The organism is Nocardioides sp. Arc9.136, from assembly GCF_030506255.1.
Classification (GTDB): Bacteria; Actinomycetota; Actinomycetes; order Propionibacteriales; family Nocardioidaceae; genus Nocardioides.
Genome location: NZ_CP113431.1, coordinates 2,823,745 through 2,839,316, shown reverse-complemented (window position 1 = coordinate 2,839,316; position 15,572 = coordinate 2,823,745). Strand labels below are relative to the sequence as shown.

Genomic DNA, 15,572 nt, shown 5'->3' with positions numbered 1-15,572 from the left:
GGCTGCGGCGGTTCGCCGGGGGCCGCGCGGGGCACCGACGGGTCATGAGCGAGCACAGCGACGAGGTCCCTCCCGCCCTCGACCTCTCGGAGGTGGCCGACGAGCCGGCGGACGAGTCGGTCGCCGAGGAGCAGGACATCGTCGGAGACGGGCCCGGCGGGGACACCGTGCCGGAGGACGACGCCCAGTAGCCGGTAGCCGGCAGCCGGTGGCCGGTACCGGTCAGCCGCGGCCGACGTCGAGGACGACCTCGAACTCCAGGAGCGAGGCGCCGGTGGAGACCGGACCACCTGCGGGGGCGCCGGCGTGGGCGGCGCGGGCGTCACCGTCGCGCCAGGCCTCGAAGGAGGCGTCGTCCTCCCACTGGGTCACCACGAAGTAGCGGTCCTCGCCGGCGACGGGGCGCAGCAGCTGGAAGCCGAGGAAGCCGGGGGTGCCCTCGACGGTGCCGGCCCGGGCGGCGAACCGCTTCTCGAGTTCGGGCCCGGCCTGCGGGGGGACGGCGATGGCGTTGATCTTCACGACGGGCATGCCCCGAGCCTAGGCAGGCTCGGCGATAGCCTGGCCGCGTGCCCACGCTGTCGGACCTCGTCGACCTCCTGCACGCCTGGTACCCGCCGGCCACGGCCGAGGGCTGGGACGCCGTCGGGCTGGTCCACGGCGACCTCGACGCGCCGGTGGCGAAGGTGATGCTCGCCGTCGACCCCACCGAGGTGGTCGCCCGCGAGGCGGCGGAGTGGGGCGCGGACCTGCTGGTCGTCCACCACCCGCTGTTCCTCAAGCCGGTGCACGGGTTCACCACCGCGACCCCCAAGGGACGCACCCTGACCACGCTCGCCCGGGCCGGCTGCGCGCTGCTCGCGGCGCACACCAACGCCGACCAGGCCGTGGGCGGGGTCTCGGAGTCGATGGCGCTGGCGCTCGGGCTGACCGACCTGCGGCCGCTGGTGCCCGCGCCCGCCGAGCCGCTGGACAAGCTCACGGTCTTCACCCCGGCCGACACCGCCGAGGCGGTCCGCACCGCGCTGGCCGAGGCGGGCGCCGGGCGGATCGGCGACTACGACCAGGCCTCGTTCACCAGCCCGGGGGAGGGCCGGTTCCGTCCGCTGCCCGGCGCCGACCCGACGATCGGCGAGGTCGGCCGGCCCGAGGTCGTCGACGAGGTCGGCATCCAGGTCGTCCTGCCGCGCGCGCGACGTACGGCGGTCGTCCGGGCGCTGGTCGAGGCGCACCCCTACGAGGAGCCGGCGTACGACGTCGTGGAGCTCGCCGATCCCGGGACCGCGACGACCGGGACCGGTCGCGTCGGCGACGTCGAGCCGACCACCCTGCGCGGGTTCGCCGAGCGGGTGCGCGACGCGCTGCCCGCGACCGCCCACGGCGTGCGCGTGGGTGGGGACCCCGACCGGGAGGTGCGTCGCGTGGCGCTGTGCGGCGGCGCGGGCGACTTCCTGCTCGACCGGGTGCGGGGCAGCGACGTCGACGTCTACGTCACCAGCGACCTGCGTCACCACCCGGCGGGGGAGTTCCTGGAGCACGGCGGGCCCGCGCTCGTCGACGTGGCCCACTGGGCGGCGGAGTGGACCTGGCTGCCGGTGCTCGAGAGGCGGCTGACCGAGGCGCTGGGCGGTACGGTGAGCACCCGCGTCAGCACCACGTCCACCGACCCGTGGACGTTCCGCGCCTGACCGGACCGCAGCACCCATCCATCTGAACACGCACGAGGGAGTACTCCGCTGAAAGCCGACCCCGCCGCCCAGCTCGCGCTGCTCGAGGTCCAGGAAATCGACGCCCGCGTCGACCAGCTGCGCCACCAGCGGACGCACCTGCCCCAGCTCGCCGAGATCGCCGAGCTCGAGGCCAGCCGGAAGGTGGTCGACGACCAGGCCCGCGACGCGCGCATCGTCGTCGACGACCTGACCGCGGACCAGGCGAAGGTCGACGCCGACGTCGAGGCCGTCCGCACGCGCCGTACCCGCGACCGCGACCGGATGGACCAGGGGCTGATCACCAACCCCAAGGACCTCGAGCGGATGCAGCGCGAGCTGGAGTCGCTCGAGCGGCGGATCGGGTCCCTCGAGGACGACGAGCTCGAGGTGATGGAGAAGCTCGAGGAGGCCCAGCGCGCGCTGGCCCACCTCGAGGAGCAGCTCGCCGCCCACGACGAGCGCCTCGCCGCGCTGGTCGCCGAGCGCGACCAGCGGTTCGCCGAGATCGACGCCGAGCTCGCCACCGTCGAGGGCGGTCGCGGCGCCAAGGCCGAGGGCCTCCCCGCGGACCTGCTGGCGCTCTACGACAAGCTGCGCGCCGCCAAGGGCGGCGTCGGGGCGGCCGAGCTCCGCGCGCGCCAGTGCGGCGGGTGCCGGCTGACCCTCGACAACGCCGAGCTCTCCGTGATCGCCCGCACGCCCGCGGACCAGGTCGTGCGCTGCGAGGAGTGCTCGCGGATCCTCGTGCGCACCTCCGAGTCGGGGCTGTGAGCCGCTTCCGCTCGGTCGTCATCGAGGCCGACGGCGGCTCGCGGGGCAACCCCGGCCCCGCGGCGTACGGCGCGGTGCTCAAGGACGCCACGACCGGCGAGGTCATCGCCGAGGACGGGACGACGATCGGGCGCGCGACCAACAACGTCGCGGAGTACTCCGGCCTGATCGCCGGCCTCGAGCTGGCCGCCGCCCACGCCCCGGGCGCCGAGGTGGAGGTCCGGATGGACTCCAAGCTCGTCGTCGAGCAGATGTCGGGCCGGTGGCGGATCAAGCACCCCGACATGCAGCCGCTGGCCCGCGAGGCGACGCGGCTGGCGCCGCCGGGCACGACGTACACCTGGGTGCCGCGCGCGCAGAACGCGCACGCCGACCGGCTCGCCAACGAGGCGCTCGACGGCAAGCGCTCCGGCGTGACGGTCGCCGGGCCGCAGGGCGGGGACGTGCCTGACGAGGACTCCCTGATCGAGGAGATCGAGAGCCCCGACGCCGCGGCCGCCGGCGACCCGCCCGCCTCGATCCAGTCCCAGGCCCGGGGCTGGTCCGCCCGCACCGGAGCCCCCACGACCCTGGTGCTCGTCCGGCACGGCGTCACCGCGCACACCAAGGAGAAGCGGTTCTCCGGCGGGCTCGCCAGCGCCAACCCCGGGCTCAGCGACGAGGGGCGGGCGCAGGTCCGCGCGACCGCCCGCTGGCTGCAGCCGATGGCCGAGCGGGTCGACGCCGTCGTCGCGAGTCCGGTACGCCGCACCCGGGAGTCCGCCGAGATCGTCGCGGAGGTCCTGGGCCGTCCGCTGGTGGAGGAGCCGGGCTTCGCCGAGATGGAGTTCGGCAGCTGGGACGGGCTCACCTTCGGCGAGGTCGCCGAGCAGGACAAGGCCGGGCTCGACGCCTGGCTCGGCTCGCTGGACGTGCCGGCCGGTGGCGGGGAGTCCTTCCGCGCGGTCGAGGAGCGGGTGCTCGCCGGGCTGGGGCGGGTGCTGGCCGACCACGCCGGCCGCACCGTCGTGGTCGTCAGCCACGTGACCCCGATCAAGACGCTCGTCGCGCACGCGGTCGACGCGCCGCTGGACGCGGTCTTCCGGATGGAGCTGACGCCGGCCTCGGTGACCGTGCTGTCGTTCTTCCCGGCCGAGGAGGACGGGGAGCGGCGCGCGTCGATGCGGCTGTTCAACGCGCTGCCCCCGGGCGACGACGTCTTCGCCGACCTCGGCCGCTGGTAGGTCCCGGCGGCGGCCGGCCGCGGGCTACAGCTCGCGGACGACCACGTCGAGCTGCGTGCCCCTGGCGGTCGGCTCGCCCACCTCGACGGTCCACCCGAGGTCGGTGAGCACCTCCGCCAGGGCGGCCGGCGTCCGCGGGTCGCGGCCGTCCTCCAAGAGGGCGCGGACGATGCGGCCCTTGGTGGCCTTGTTGAAGTGGCTCACCACCTTGCGGGTGCCGCCGACCTCGTGCAGCACCCGCACGGTGGCGGTGCGCGCCGCGAGGCTGGGGTCGGGGCGCCAGAAGGCGACGTACATCGTGCTGCGCAGGTCCACCAGCAGCCCGCGCCCGAGCGCGTCGGTGACCGCGGGGCCGAGGGCCTCGCGCCACACGCCGGCGACCGGTCCGACGCCGGGGAGGGACGCGTCGCCGGAGAGGCGGTACGCCGGGATCCGGTCGCCGAGGCGCACCAGCCCGAAGAGGCTCGAGACCACCGCGACGCGAGAGGCCGCCCGCCGCTTGGCCGCCGGGCTGAGCGTCGTGGCCCCGAGGGCGTCGTACACGACACCGGCGTAGACCCGGTCGGCGCGCGCGGTCGCCGCGTCGCGGAGCATGGCGTTGCGCTCGACCAGGTCGATCTGGGAGGGGCCGAGGTCGAGCACGGTCGCGGCCTCCGCGGCGTTGCCGGAGCAGAGCCCGACCAGGGCCGCGAGCACGCGCTCGCGGGCCTCGGTCAGCACCGGGGAGGAGAGGGCGGCCAGGTCGAGCGGCGCGCCTCGGCGGGGGGCGGTCTTGCCCTCGCTCGGCGGGAGCAGGATCAGCACCGGCCTAAGGTACGAGGCATGCCGAGCAACCGCGTGGTCCGGGTCCGCACGAGGCAGGACGGGGTGGCCGCCGCGCGGCTGCGAGCAGGGATCGAGGAGGTGCGCGAGGAGCTGGGGGTCACCCCCGACTTCCCGCCCGAGGTCGAGGAGGCCGCCGCCCGTGCCGCCGCCGCGCCCCGGCTGCCGGACCTCGACCGCACCGACTTGCCCTTCCTCACCATCGACCCCGAGGGCTCGATGGACCTCGACCAGGCGCTGCACATCGAGCGCGCCGACGGCGCCGAGGGCGGGTACGTCGTGCACTACGCGATCGCGGACCTGCACGCCTTCGTCAGCCCCGGCGACCCGGTCGACCTCGAGTCGCACCGCCGCGGCGAGACGCTCTACGGGGCGGACTCCAAGATCCCGCTGCACCCGAAGGTGATCTCCGAGGACGCCGGCTCCCTGCTGCCCGACCGGGTCCGCCCGGCGCTGCTGTGGACGATCCGGGTCGACGCCGAGGGGGAGGGCACGGCCGTGCACGTCGAGCGCGCGCTGGTGCGCTCGCGCCGCCGGCTGTCCTACGACGAGGCGCAGGCCGCCCTCGACGCCGGCACCGCCGAGGAGGTGCTGGTGCTGCTCGGCGAGGTCGGCCGGCTGCGGCTGGCGCGCGAGGCCGCCCGCGGCGGGGTCTCGCTGCCGCTGCCGGAGCAGGACATCGTCATCGACGGCGACCGTTGGCACCTCGAGCTGCGGCGGCTGCTGCCGGTGGAGGAGTGGAACGCGCAGATCTCCCTGCTGACCGGCTTCGCCGCGGCGTCGCTGATGGTCTACGCCCGGGTCGGCCTGCTCCGCACCCTCCCGCCGCCGGACCCGCGCGACGTCCAGCGGCTGCACCGCACGGCCCGGGCGCTCGGGATCGAGTGGCCCGCCGAGCAGCTCTACCCCGACTTCATCCGGTCCCTGGACCCCGAGCTCCCGCACCACGCCGCGATGGTGGTGGCCTGCACCCGGCTGCTGCGCGGGAGCGGCTACGTCGCGCTCGACGGCGAGGTGCCCGAGCAGCCGCTGCACGCGGCGCTGGCCTCGGAGTACGCCCACGTGACCGCCCCGCTGCGTCGCCTGGGGGACCGGTACGCCGGCGAGGTCTGCCTGGCGCTCTGCGCCGGCACCGAGGTGCCCGGGTGGGTGCGCGAGCGGCTCCCCGACCTGCCCGCGACGCTGCAGGCCTCCGGCCAGCGCGGCAACCGCTACCAGCGCGCGGTGGTCGACCTGGTCGAGGCCGGGGTGCTGGCTCCGCTGGTCGGCCAGGTCTTCGCGGGCGTGGTCGTCGACGTCGAGGACGACGACCCGCGCAAGGGCGACGTCGCCGTCGACGAGCACGCCGTGGAGGCACGGGTGACCGCGACGGGCGACCTGCCGCTCGGGACCGACGTGCGCGTGCGCCTGGTGACCGCCGACGTCGCGACCCGGAAGGTCGCCTTCGAGCTGGTCGAGGGCTGAACCACTCTCCGGGGGTCCCCGGCCTGTGGCAGGCTCACCGGCCTGGGCGTCGGTGACGCCCGTCACACTCCCGGAGGACCCGTGCTCCCTCGACTCCACGCCCGGATCGTCGCCGCCGTCCTCGCGCTCGGGGTGGTGGTCGTCCTCCTGTCGGCCGCCCCGGTCCTCGCCCGGGCGGATCGGCCGGCGGGTCCCGCGGGGCGGCTCCCCGGCGACCCGGCGGCGCGGGTCGCGCTCGCCGCGGCCCGGGGTGCGCTCGCCGGGGACGGTCGCGAGGTCACCCTGGCCCTGCGCGACCTCGCGCTGCGCCGCGGCGGCCTGGTCGGGAGGGAGCGGGAGGAGGCCGACCGGATCCTCGCGCGGCCCACCGACGGCCCGCTGGACCCCGACGGCTACGGGCTGCTCGCCGACCCGCAGCGCACGTGCACGGTGGTCTGCCTGCACTGGGTCGAGCGGGGCGTGGACGCGGTGCCCACCGCGGACGCCGACGCCGACGGCCTGCCCGACCACGTCGAGCAGGCGCTCGCGGTGCTGACCCGCGTGCACCGCACCTACGTCCGCGCCGGCTACCGCGCCCCGAAGGCCGACGGAGCGCTGGGCGGCGACCGCCGGCCCGACGTCTACCTGGTCGACATCGGCGACCAGGCGGTCTACGGCTACTGCACCACCGACGAGCTCCTGCGGCCCGGTGGTCCCTACGACGCGTGGGCCTACTGCGTGCTCGACAACGACTACGACCCCGCGCAGTTCCCGCAGGGCACCCCGCTCGGCAACCTCCGGGTGACCGCCGCGCACGAGTACTTCCACGCCGTGCAGTACGGCTACGACGCCGCGGAGGACCCGTGGCTGCTCGAGGCCACCGCGACCTGGGCCGAGGACGAGCTCTACGACGCCGTCGACGACAACCTGCAGTACCTCCGCCGGTCGCCGCTCAGCCAGCCGGCGGTCCCCGTCGACGCCGGTGGCTTCACCAGCTACGGCGGCTGGGTGCTCTTCCGCCACCTCACCGAGCGGTTCCGCACGGCCGGGGGCGGGCTGCCGACGTTCGTGCGGGACGTGTGGCGCCAGGCCGACTCGAGACGCGGTGCGCCGGACCGCTGGTCGGTCCAGGCGATCGGGCGGGTGCTGCAGCAGCGGGGCACGACCCTGCGCGGTGCGTTCGCCCGCTTCGCCGCGGCCAATCGCCACCCCCGCGCGACGTACGACGAGGGGCGGGCCAACGACTACCCGCACGCGCCGCTGGCTGACCGGGCGGTGCTCGGCGCCGGTCGGACGACGGGCTGGGGCTCGATGCGGTTGGACCACCTCACCTCCGGGACCGTGCGGCTGAGCCCGCGCGCGGGCCTGCGGGGCGCCTGGCGGGTGCGGCTGCAGCTCGACCTGCCGCCGCCCGCCGCGGGCGCGGCGGCGGTGGTGACCACGAAGGTGCGCGGCCGGCCGGCCACCACGCGGCTCGTGCGCACCGACCGGCGGGGCCGGGCGGCGCTGCGGGCACCGCTCGGGGCGGCCACGTGGGTCGAGGTGACGCTGGCGAACGGCAGCGGCCGGTACCGCTGCTGGCAGGCCACCGACCTCGCCTGCATGGGGACGCCGGTCGACGACGGTGCCGTCTTCCGGTGGCGGGCGACGGCCACCCGGTAGCCGCCGCCCGGCGGACGCGGGACCGGACGCGGGGTCAGCCGCGGGCCGCGGCCCTCGCCAACCGGCGCACGGCCCAGGCGGCGCCGAGCGCCCCGGCGACCCAGGGTGCGCCGTTGACGACGGGGTCGACGGCCTGGTGGCGGATGTCGGAGCGGCCGGCGCCGAAGCGCGACCGACCGTGCGACACCTCGGCGCGGATCCCGGTCTCGGTGACCGGGTTGTCGGGGCGGAGCGTCGCGAACGACCGCACGACGTTCTCGGCCACGTCGACCCGGTCGGCGGCGAGGAGCAGCAGCCAGTGCGCGGCCTTGCCCTCGCTGTGCCGGCGGTAGGCGTAGCGCCGCACTGCCCCGGACAGGCCGTGCAGCGGCTGGGCGGTGCCGAAGACGGGGGTCAGCATGCCGTGCTCGATCGAGCGCTCCCGCTCGCCGTGCTCGGGCTGCCGCTCGGGCAGGTCCCAACGGGCGCCGGTCTCCGCGGCGACCTCGCGCGGGTACGACGGCCGGTCCGCCGGGTCCAGGTCGGCGCCCCAGCCGGGGATGCGCGCGCGCAGCTGCTCAGGGGTCTCGGGGAGCGGCGGCTTGCGGCGGGTGTAGACGGGCGGGTGCTCGCTGCGCCCGAGGTCCTCGGTGTGGTCCACGACCCCTCCTCAGCTCGCGTCCGGGATGATGACCGGCTTGATGCAGCCGTCGAGCTTGGCCGAGAACAGGTGGTAGGCCTCGGCGATGTGCTCGAGCGGGATGCGGTGCGTGACGATGTCGCTGGGCTTGAAGTAGCCGGCCCGGATGTGCTCGAGCAGGCGCGGCCACTGCCGCTTGACCGGGCACTGGTTCATCCGCAGGGTCAACCCCTTGTTCAGCGCGTCGCCGAACTTCACCGAGCTGAACATCGGGCCGTAGGCGCCCATCACCGAGATGACCCCGCCCTTGCGCGCCCCGTCGATGGCCCAGTTCAGCGCGACCGGCGAGCCGCCCTGCAGCTTGAACCGGGCCGAGGTCAGGTGCTGGGTCATGTTGCCGTCCGCCTCCGCGCCCACGGCGTCGATGACCGCGTCGAAGCCGAGGTGGTCGGTCTGCTTCTTCATCTCCAGCACGATGTCGTCGACCTCGTTGAAGTTGATGGTCTCGGCGTGCGCGAAGGTGCGGGCCTTCTCGAGGCGCTCGGGCAGCTGGTCGATGACCACCACCCGGCCGGCCCCCATCAGCCAGGCGCTGCGCGCGGCGTACAGCCCGATCGGGCCGGCCCCCAGCACCGCCACCGTGTCGCCCTCGCCGATCTCGGCCAGCTGGGCGCCGAAGTAGGCGGTCGCCAGCGCGTCGGTCATCAGCAGGGCGTCCTCGTCGTCGAGCCAGTCCGGGATGACCGAGGGGCCGACGTCGGCGAACGGCACCCGGACCCGTTCGGCCTGCCCGCCGTCGTACCCGCCGGTCGTGTGGGAGTAGCCGTAGATCGCCCCCACGGCGGTGGCGTTCGGGTTGACGTTGTGGCAGTTGGAGTAGAGGCCGCGGGCGCAGAAGAAGCAGGAGCCGCAGAAGATGTTGAACGGCACCATCACCTTGTCGCCGACCTGCAGGTTCTGCACCGACGAGCCGACCTCCTCGACCACGCCGATGAACTCGTGGCCGAACGTGTGGCCGACCCGGGTGTCCGGCATCATCCCGTGGTACAGGTGCAGGTCGGAGCCGCAGATCGCGGCCCGGGTCACCCGGACGACGGCGTCGTTGGGGTGCTCGATGCGTGGGTCGGGCTTCTCCTCCACGCGGACGCGGTAGGGGCCGCGGTAGACCATCGCTCGCACGGTGTCGCTCCCGTCGGGACGAAGGGCTGTGGGCGGCGGAGTACCCAGCGGCGTCGGGACGCAGACCGCGGACGGTGCCCGGCCACTTGGGGGATTCGGCCCACCGCGCACCAGCGCCGTGGGACCATCGGACGTTGACGAGTCCCGGGAGCGGTCTGGTGGAGATGCGGTCGAGCACGACCGGGGGGTCTCCGACCCCCGCCCCCGACGAGGTGCACCCCTCGGTCCGCTGGGGCCGAGCGGTCGCCGCGAGCGGCATCGGCGCCTTCGACTGGGACCTCGTGACCGGGGAGCTCCGGTGGGACGACCGCCTGCTCGAGCTGTTCGGGGTCGAGCCCGAGGCGTTCTCCGGGACCATCGCGGCCTTCGAGGCCGTCGTCCACCCCGACGACCGCGCGCGGGTGGACGCCGCGCAGCGGACCGCCATCTCGACCTGCGGCGACTACGCCGCGGAGTACCGCGTCGTCCTGCCCGACGGGCTCACCCGGTGGGTGGTCGCCCGGGGGCGCGCGCTCGCCGGGCCGGACGGAGCGGCGGTGCGGCTGCTGGGGGCCGCCTTCGACAACACCGTGGTGCAGGACGGCGAGGCGCGCGTCCAGCGCGTGCTCGAGGCGATGCCGACGGCGTTCTTCCACCTCGACCAGCAGTGGCGCTTCACCTACGCCAACCGGGTCGCGCACGAGCTGCTCGGCGCGGTCACCCAGGAGCTGGTCGGCGGGGTGATCTGGGAGCTGTTCCCGGCGGCGGTCGGCAGCGAGTTCGAGCGGCACTACCGCGGCGTCGCCGAGAGCGGCGAGCCGGTGTCCTTCGACGCCTACTACCCGCCGCCCCTGGACGCCTGGTACGAGGTCCGCGCCTGGCCGACCCCGGACGGCATCTCGGTCTACTTCAACGACGTCACGGACCGGCACGCGGCCCAGCAGCTGCTCGCGCGGGACAGCCGGCGCACGGCGATGATCGCCGCGGTCTCGGAGTCCCTGACCGGCACGCTGGACCCCGAGGTCGGTGTCAGCCGGCTCGCGCAGGTGCTCGTCCCGGAGGTCGCCGACTGGTGCGTCGTCACGCTGGTCTCGGAGACGGCCCGCGGTGACTGGCGCGAGCGGCTGCGCGACGTCGGGTGGTGGCACTCCGACCCCGCCCGCCGGCCCGACCTGGACCGGTACGCCGCGCTGCGGGTCTCCTCCCTCACCGACGCCTCCTTCGTGGCTCGTGCCCTCTCGACCGACGCCCCGATGCTCGTCGGGTCCGGGGCGACGGCCGCCATCGAGCGCGTCCTGGTCCCGGGGGAGGCGCGGGAGCTCGTGCAGGGGTTGCTGCCGGAGTCGGCGGTGGTCGTCCCGCTGCACGGCCGCGGGCGCACCGTGGGCCTCCTGACGCTCTTCCGGGGCGCGGACCGGCCGACGTTCGACGGTGACGACCTGGAGCTGGTGCGCGAGGTGGCCGTCCGGGCCGGGGTGCACGTCGACAACGCCCGCCTGTACGCCGAGCAGCGTGACCTCGCCGCCGCCCTGCAGCGCAGCATGATGACGGCGCCGCCGCAGTCGGAGGAGCTCGACCTGGTCGTGCGCTACGAGGCAGCGGCGCAGGCCGCGCAGGTGGGCGGCGACTGGTACGACGCGTTCCGCCAGCGCGACGGCTCCATGGTCGTCGTCATCGGTGACGTCGTCGGCCACGACGTCGCGGCCGCGGCCGCGATGGGCCAGATCCGCAGCCTCCTGCGGGGCATCGCGGTGCACACCGGCGACGGTCCGGCCGCGGTGCTGCACGGGGTCGACGAGGCCATCGAGGTGCTCGACCTCGCCACCACCGCCACCGCGGCGGTCGTGCGCCTCGAGCGGGGCAGCGAGCCGGGGACCACCCGGGTCCGCTGGTCCAACGCCGGCCACCCGCCGCCCGCGGTCGTCGACCACGCCGGCGAGGTGCACTTCCTGGCCGGGGACGAACCCGGGCTGCTCCTGGGGCTCCAGCCCGACCCGGGCCGGGAGGAGTCGGTCGTCGAGCTGCCGCACGGGTCGACCCTGCTGCTCTACACCGACGGCCTCGTCGAGCGGCGCGACCAGTCGATCGACGTCGGGCTGAAGCTGCTCGCGGACCGGCTGGCCGACCTGGCCGGCGAGGGCCACGACCTGGAGACGTTCTGCGACGAGCTGCTCCACCAGATGCTGCCCGGCAGGCGCGAGGACGACGTCGCGCTGGTCGCGGTCCACCTGCGCTGAGCCGCCCACGGGGGCCGCGCAGCCGGCACCGGTCCCCGACGCCCGGACGGCGCGACCCGAGGACCCCATGCCGGCCCCCGAGCCGCGCCTGTGCGGAGCACCGCAGAAGGGTGACGCTTCACCCTGGCTGGTGTGTCCGACCCCTGCCCCATAGCCCCGTGGCAGCGGACGAAACCCACCCGTAAGAGCGGTCTCACCCAGCGGACGGTCCGAGGGGCAGGAACGAGGCGTCGTCGTCGGTCACCAGCACGACCCGGTCGCCGGCCAGCGGGACCAGGCGCACGGCGTCGACGTCGTCCCCGCGCTCGGCGAGGACCATCCGGTTGCTCATCCGGCCCTCGGCCAGCCGCAGGACCGAGACGTACCCGGCCCGGCCGCGGCGGACCACGGTGACCACGGTGCGCCGTCCCGGCACCCAGGTCAGCTGCCGCGGGTCGGCGGTCGCCCCGGCCCAGGAGCCGGCGGGGTAGTCGACGGTGTCCAGGCGGCGTACGTCGGTCAGGTCGGTGACGTCGAAGAGCCCCACCTGCGCGCCCCAGCCGGTCCGTCCGTCCCACGCGGGCACCGGGCCCTCGCCCACACCGAGCAGCCGGCGCTCGCCGAGGGGGTGGAGGTAGGAGCTGAAGCCGGGGATCTTGAGCTCGCCGAGCAGCCTGGGGGCGCGCGGGTCGCCCAGGTCGACGGTGAACAGCGGGTCGACCTGCCGGAAGGTCACGAGGACGGCCAGGTCGTCGAACCAGCGGACCGCCGTCAGGTCCTCGCCGGGCGCGATCCCCTCGAGCCGCCCGACCTCGAGCAGCTCGTCACCCTCGCGCCGCAGCGTCACCACGGCGTTGGCGGTGCCGACCTCGGACGTGGGGGACAGCGCCAGCCGCAGGACGCCGTCGGCCTCGTCCATCGACCAGCGGTCACGCACGGCGCCGTCGACGCGACCCGCGCCGGCGTACCGGGTGCGGATCCCGTCGAGCTCGAGGTCGAAGACCTGCGTCGTGCCGTCGACTGCCGGCCCGACCGTCCGGCTCGTGCAGGTGGCGCACCCCGAGGGATCGACGGTCCCGCCGGTGGTGGCGAGGAAGAGGTGGTCGGTCGAGGAGTACGTCGTGGAGGCGTCGGCGGCGATCGCGGTCACGTCCCAGGCGCCGACGTCGCTGCCGGTGAAGCCGAGCACCGTGGTGGTACCCAGGGGCGCGGTGGCGCTCGGGACGGCGACGTCGGCGCAGTCGGAGAGCTGCTCCTCGGGTCCGCGGTCGAGCGAGGCACGGGGGAGCCAGTCGGCGATCGTCGTGTCCGCGACCACCGCGCGGTTGCGCCGGGTCGCCTCCGCCTGGCTGATGCCGCGGCGGCGGCCCGGCTGCACGAAGGGCAGGTCGGGCAGGCCGGTCGAGACGACCAGGCGCACGTCGTCCCCGTGCTGGCGGGCGGTCACCACAGGGGAGGTCAGGTCGACCCGGCTCCGCAGCTCCATCGCGGCCGGGTCGGCGACGTCGACGCTCAGCAGCCGGTCCTCTCCGACCACGACCACGGTGTCGCCGGCGAGCAGGATCTCCGCGTCGGGCATGCCGGTCAGCGCCACCGAGGCGATCCGCTCGACGTCGGGCCCGCTCACGTCGTACGACGTCAGGCGGCCGTCGGCGACCCGGTAGAGCACCTCGCCGTCGGTCTTGACCACGTCCGGCTCGTCGACCCCCGCCTCCTGCACGTTGGTCCCGGTGTCGCTGCTGGTCGACCGGGTGACCTTGGCCTGGTCGGGGGCGTAGGCGTTGCGCTGCATGGCGCCGCCGAAGCCGCCGCGAGGGATGGCGCCGTCGGCCCCCAGCCCGACGAGGTACGGCAAGCCGTCCCAGCCCCACGGGCCGACGAGCTCCCGGCCGGCGTCGACGTAGTGCTCGAGCAGCGCCTCGCAGGAGCCGGCCGCGACCAGCGCGCCCGAGAACGTCGCGGGTCCCGTGGCGGCCCCGCCGTACGGCCGGTCGCCGGGCTCGCCCGGCCCGTCCCCGCCGGTCACGTGCGTGCCCGCGACGAAGGCCGCGGCGAGGGCGCCGAGCGCGAGCACCGTGCCGGTCGGGCGCAGCAGGGCACGGCGTCGGCCGCCGCGCTCGGCCCGTGCGGCGCGGAGGATGCGGTCGGTGGGCGCGGGGCCGACGGGGAGGTCGTCCCAGAGGCGCTCGAGGTCGGTCACGGGGCGTTCCTCCCGGTCAGGTCGGCGAGGTGGTGGTCGGTGGCGAGCTGGGCGAGGGCCCGGGACAGGCGGCTCTTGACGGTGCCGGGGGCGACGTCGAGCGCGGCGGCGGTCTGGGCCTCGGTGAGCTGGACGAAGTAGCGCAGCACCACGACGTCGCGGTTGACCTTGCTCAGCCCGTCCAGCGCCCGGTGCACCGCGTCGGTCACCTCGACCGCGAGGTGGGGGTCGTGCCCCTCGGCCCGGCCCTGCGGCACGTCGGCGTGCGAGCGCTCCCGGCGCCACGGCCGGCGGTGGCTGTCCCGGACGGTGTTGACGAGCATCCGGTAGACGTAGGCCTCCCGGTTGTCGGCCCCGGTCACCTTGGCCCACGACCGGTAGCACTTGACGAGGGTCGCCTGCGCGGCGTCCTCCGCGTCGGGCAGCGCGCACCCGAGGAAGACGGCCGCCCGCACCAGCGTCGGCCATGCCCCGTCGGTGTACGCCGCGAACTCCGTCTCGTCCATCACGCGTACGACGCGGCCCGGCGGGCACGGGGTTCCCTCCGGCCGGCACGAGATCGCACTAGCGTGCCCGCGTGCGCCTCAAGCCCGGACGACCCGACCTGCACCGGCACGCCTCCCGCCACGACGTGGCGCCCGCGGAGGCGGGAGCGCTGGGGGTGACCTTCCTCGGGGTGTCGACGCTGCTGGTCTCCGACGGGGCCTCGGCGGTGATGACCGACGGGTTCTTCTCCCGACCCGGGCTGCTGCGAGTGGCGCTGGGGCGGATCGCCCCCTCGCCGGGCCGGATCGACGCGGCGCTGGCCCGCGCCCTCGGCGACGCCGGCGTGGCCGGGCTGGACGCGGTCGTCCCGGTGCACAGCCACTACGACCACGCCCTCGACTCCGCCGTCGTCGCGGCGCGCACCGGCGCCCCGCTGCTCGGCGGCGCCTCGACCGCGAACGTCGGCCGCGGGGGCGGGCTGGCCGAGGACCGCGTCCGCACGGTCGCCTCCGGGGACGTCGTCGGGTGCGGCGCGTTCACGCTGACGTTCGTCGCCTCGGCGCACTGCCCGCCGGACCGCTACCCCGGCACCATCGACGCGCCGCTCGTGCCGCCGGCGCGCACCGCGGCGTACCGCTGCGGCGAGGCGTGGTCCCTCCTGGTCGGGCACGGGCCGAGCGGCCGGACCGCGCTGGTGCAGGGGAGCGCGGGGTACGTCGCCGGCTCGCTCGCCGGGCACCGCGCCGAGGTCGCCTACCTCGGGGTCGGCCAGCTCGGCGTGCAGCCGGAGCCGTACCTCGAGGAGTACTGGGAGCACACCGTGCGCGCCGTCGGTGCGCGCCGCGTCGTGCTCACCCACTGGGACGACTTCTTCCGGCCCCTGGACCGGCCGCTGCGCGCGCTGCCGTACGCCGGGGACGACCTCGACGCCACCATCCGCATCCTCGACCGGCTCGCCACCGCGGACGGCGTCACCGTCCACCTGCCGACCCTGTGGCGTCGCGAGGACCCCTGGTCGGGGCTGCCCGGGCTGCCCGGCTGAGCCCTCGCGGTCTCAGGCGGCGGGCGCCTTCTCGCAGTACAGCGAGACCACCATGTCGCCGGAGAGGTCCGGGAACCCCGTGGTGTGGCTGAGCACCGACCAACCCTCGTCGAGCATCGTCAGGACGCTGTCGGGCAGCTCGAAGGCGGTCGCGGCACCCGCGGTGGGCATCTCGGCCGCGGTGATGCGGACCAGGACGAGTCGGCGTTCGGTCATGGCGC

15 protein-coding genes are annotated in these 15,572 nt (G+C 75.5%); 8 read left to right on the top strand and 7 right to left on the bottom strand.

Annotated features, from left to right (window positions below):
* The first annotated feature begins 44 nt into the window (after positions 1 to 44).
* Positions 45 to 191, top strand: coding sequence for a hypothetical protein (locus tag OSR43_RS13710; RefSeq protein ID WP_302267151.1), 147 nt, complete (start codon positions 45 to 47; stop codon positions 189 to 191).
* Between the two features lie 31 nt (positions 192 to 222).
* On the opposite strand, the gene OSR43_RS13705 is transcribed toward OSR43_RS13710, so the two are convergent.
* The gene (locus OSR43_RS13705) at positions 223 to 531 is read right to left on the bottom strand and encodes an antibiotic biosynthesis monooxygenase (RefSeq protein WP_302267150.1); all 309 of its coding nucleotides are present in this window, start codon (positions 529 to 531) and stop codon (positions 223 to 225) included.
* Positions 532 to 569: 38 nt separating this feature from the next.
* Here OSR43_RS13705 and OSR43_RS13700 point away from each other — a divergent pair, with 38 nt between their 5' ends.
* The 3 genes from OSR43_RS13700 (at position 570) to OSR43_RS13690 (ending at position 3,703) form a co-directional block, all read left to right on the top strand.
* Positions 570 to 1,688, top strand: coding sequence for a Nif3-like dinuclear metal center hexameric protein (locus OSR43_RS13700; RefSeq protein ID WP_302267149.1), 1,119 nt, complete (start codon positions 570 to 572; stop codon positions 1,686 to 1,688).
* 183 nt (positions 1,689 to 1,871) lie between these two features.
* Positions 1,872 to 2,480 carry a zinc ribbon domain-containing protein gene (locus OSR43_RS13695; protein ID WP_302267148.1) on the top strand — a complete coding sequence of 203 codons (609 nt, stop codon included), beginning with the start codon at positions 1,872 to 1,874 and terminating at the stop codon, positions 2,478 to 2,480.
* Positions 2,477 to 3,703, top strand: a complete 1,227-nt coding sequence (locus tag OSR43_RS13690) for a bifunctional RNase H/acid phosphatase (protein ID WP_302267147.1) — start codon at positions 2,477 to 2,479, stop codon at positions 3,701 to 3,703. Before OSR43_RS13695 ends, OSR43_RS13690 begins: the two co-directional genes overlap by 4 nt.
* 24 nt (positions 3,704 to 3,727) lie before the next feature.
* Here OSR43_RS13690 and yaaA read toward each other — a convergent pair whose 3' ends face one another.
* A complete protein-coding gene (gene yaaA, locus OSR43_RS13685) occupies positions 3,728 to 4,507 on the bottom strand; it encodes a peroxide stress protein YaaA (protein WP_302267145.1) in 780 nt (259 codons plus the stop codon).
* A gap of 18 nt (positions 4,508 to 4,525) precedes the next feature.
* On the opposite strand from yaaA, the gene OSR43_RS13680 reads away from it, so the two are divergent.
* Both OSR43_RS13680 and OSR43_RS13675 read left to right on the top strand, forming a co-directional pair.
* Positions 4,526 to 5,989, top strand: coding sequence for an RNB domain-containing ribonuclease (locus OSR43_RS13680; protein ID WP_302267144.1), 1,464 nt, complete (start codon positions 4,526 to 4,528; stop codon positions 5,987 to 5,989).
* Positions 5,990 to 6,070: 81 nt separating this feature from the next.
* Complete coding sequence (locus OSR43_RS13675) at positions 6,071 to 7,630, top strand: MXAN_6640 family putative metalloprotease (RefSeq protein ID WP_302267143.1); 1,560 nt, start codon at positions 6,071 to 6,073, stop codon at positions 7,628 to 7,630.
* A gap of 34 nt (positions 7,631 to 7,664) precedes the next feature.
* Here OSR43_RS13675 and OSR43_RS13670 read toward each other — a convergent pair whose 3' ends face one another.
* Both OSR43_RS13670 and OSR43_RS13665 read right to left on the bottom strand, forming a co-directional pair.
* Complete coding sequence (locus OSR43_RS13670) at positions 7,665 to 8,270, bottom strand: hypothetical protein (protein ID WP_302267141.1); 606 nt, start codon at positions 8,268 to 8,270, stop codon at positions 7,665 to 7,667.
* A 9-nt stretch (positions 8,271 to 8,279) separates the two neighbouring features.
* A complete protein-coding gene (locus OSR43_RS13665) occupies positions 8,280 to 9,419 on the bottom strand; it encodes a zinc-dependent alcohol dehydrogenase (RefSeq protein ID WP_302267140.1) in 1,140 nt (379 codons plus the stop codon).
* A gap of 143 nt (positions 9,420 to 9,562) precedes the next feature.
* Here OSR43_RS13665 and OSR43_RS13660 point away from each other — a divergent pair, with 143 nt between their 5' ends.
* Positions 9,563 to 11,644 carry a SpoIIE family protein phosphatase gene (locus tag OSR43_RS13660; RefSeq protein WP_302267139.1) on the top strand — a complete coding sequence of 694 codons (2,082 nt, stop codon included), beginning with the start codon at positions 9,563 to 9,565 and terminating at the stop codon, positions 11,642 to 11,644.
* 193 nt (positions 11,645 to 11,837) lie between these two features.
* On the opposite strand, the gene OSR43_RS13655 is transcribed toward OSR43_RS13660, so the two are convergent.
* Together OSR43_RS13655 and OSR43_RS13650 are read right to left on the bottom strand one after the other, a co-directional pair.
* Complete coding sequence (locus tag OSR43_RS13655; protein ID WP_302267138.1) at positions 11,838 to 13,823, bottom strand: beta-propeller domain-containing protein; 1,986 nt, start codon at positions 13,821 to 13,823, stop codon at positions 11,838 to 11,840.
* Complete coding sequence (locus OSR43_RS13650; protein ID WP_302267137.1) at positions 13,820 to 14,329, bottom strand: sigma-70 family RNA polymerase sigma factor; 510 nt, start codon at positions 14,327 to 14,329, stop codon at positions 13,820 to 13,822. Before OSR43_RS13650 ends, OSR43_RS13655 begins: the two co-directional genes overlap by 4 nt.
* A gap of 71 nt (positions 14,330 to 14,400) precedes the next feature.
* On the opposite strand from OSR43_RS13650, the gene OSR43_RS13645 reads away from it, so the two are divergent.
* Positions 14,401 to 15,351: an MBL fold metallo-hydrolase gene (locus tag OSR43_RS13645; RefSeq protein WP_302267136.1), complete on the top strand. Its 951-nt coding sequence runs from the start codon at positions 14,401 to 14,403 to the stop codon at positions 15,349 to 15,351.
* A gap of 12 nt (positions 15,352 to 15,363) precedes the next feature.
* On the opposite strand, the gene OSR43_RS13640 is transcribed toward OSR43_RS13645, so the two are convergent.
* Complete coding sequence (locus tag OSR43_RS13640; protein ID WP_302267135.1) at positions 15,364 to 15,567, bottom strand: hypothetical protein; 204 nt, start codon at positions 15,565 to 15,567, stop codon at positions 15,364 to 15,366.
* Between the last annotated feature and the right edge of the window lie 5 nt (positions 15,568 to 15,572).

Coding starts and splice junctions, on each gene's coding strand:
- OSR43_RS13710 (WP_302267151.1), top strand. CDS start 45: ATGAGCGAGCACAGCGACGAGGTCCCTCCCGCCCTCGACCTCTCGGAG.
- OSR43_RS13705 (WP_302267150.1), bottom strand. CDS start 531: ATGCCCGTCGTGAAGATCAACGCCATCGCCGTCCCCCCGCAGGCCGGG.
- OSR43_RS13665 (WP_302267140.1), bottom strand. CDS start 9,419: ATGGTCTACCGCGGCCCCTACCGCGTCCGCGTGGAGGAGAAGCCCGAC.
- OSR43_RS13650 (WP_302267137.1), bottom strand. CDS start 14,329: ATGGACGAGACGGAGTTCGCGGCGTACACCGACGGGGCATGGCCGACG.
- OSR43_RS13640 (WP_302267135.1), bottom strand. CDS start 15,567: ATGACCGAACGCCGACTCGTCCTGGTCCGCATCACCGCGGCCGAGATG.
- OSR43_RS13680 (WP_302267144.1), top strand. CDS start 4,526: ATGCCGAGCAACCGCGTGGTCCGGGTCCGCACGAGGCAGGACGGGGTG.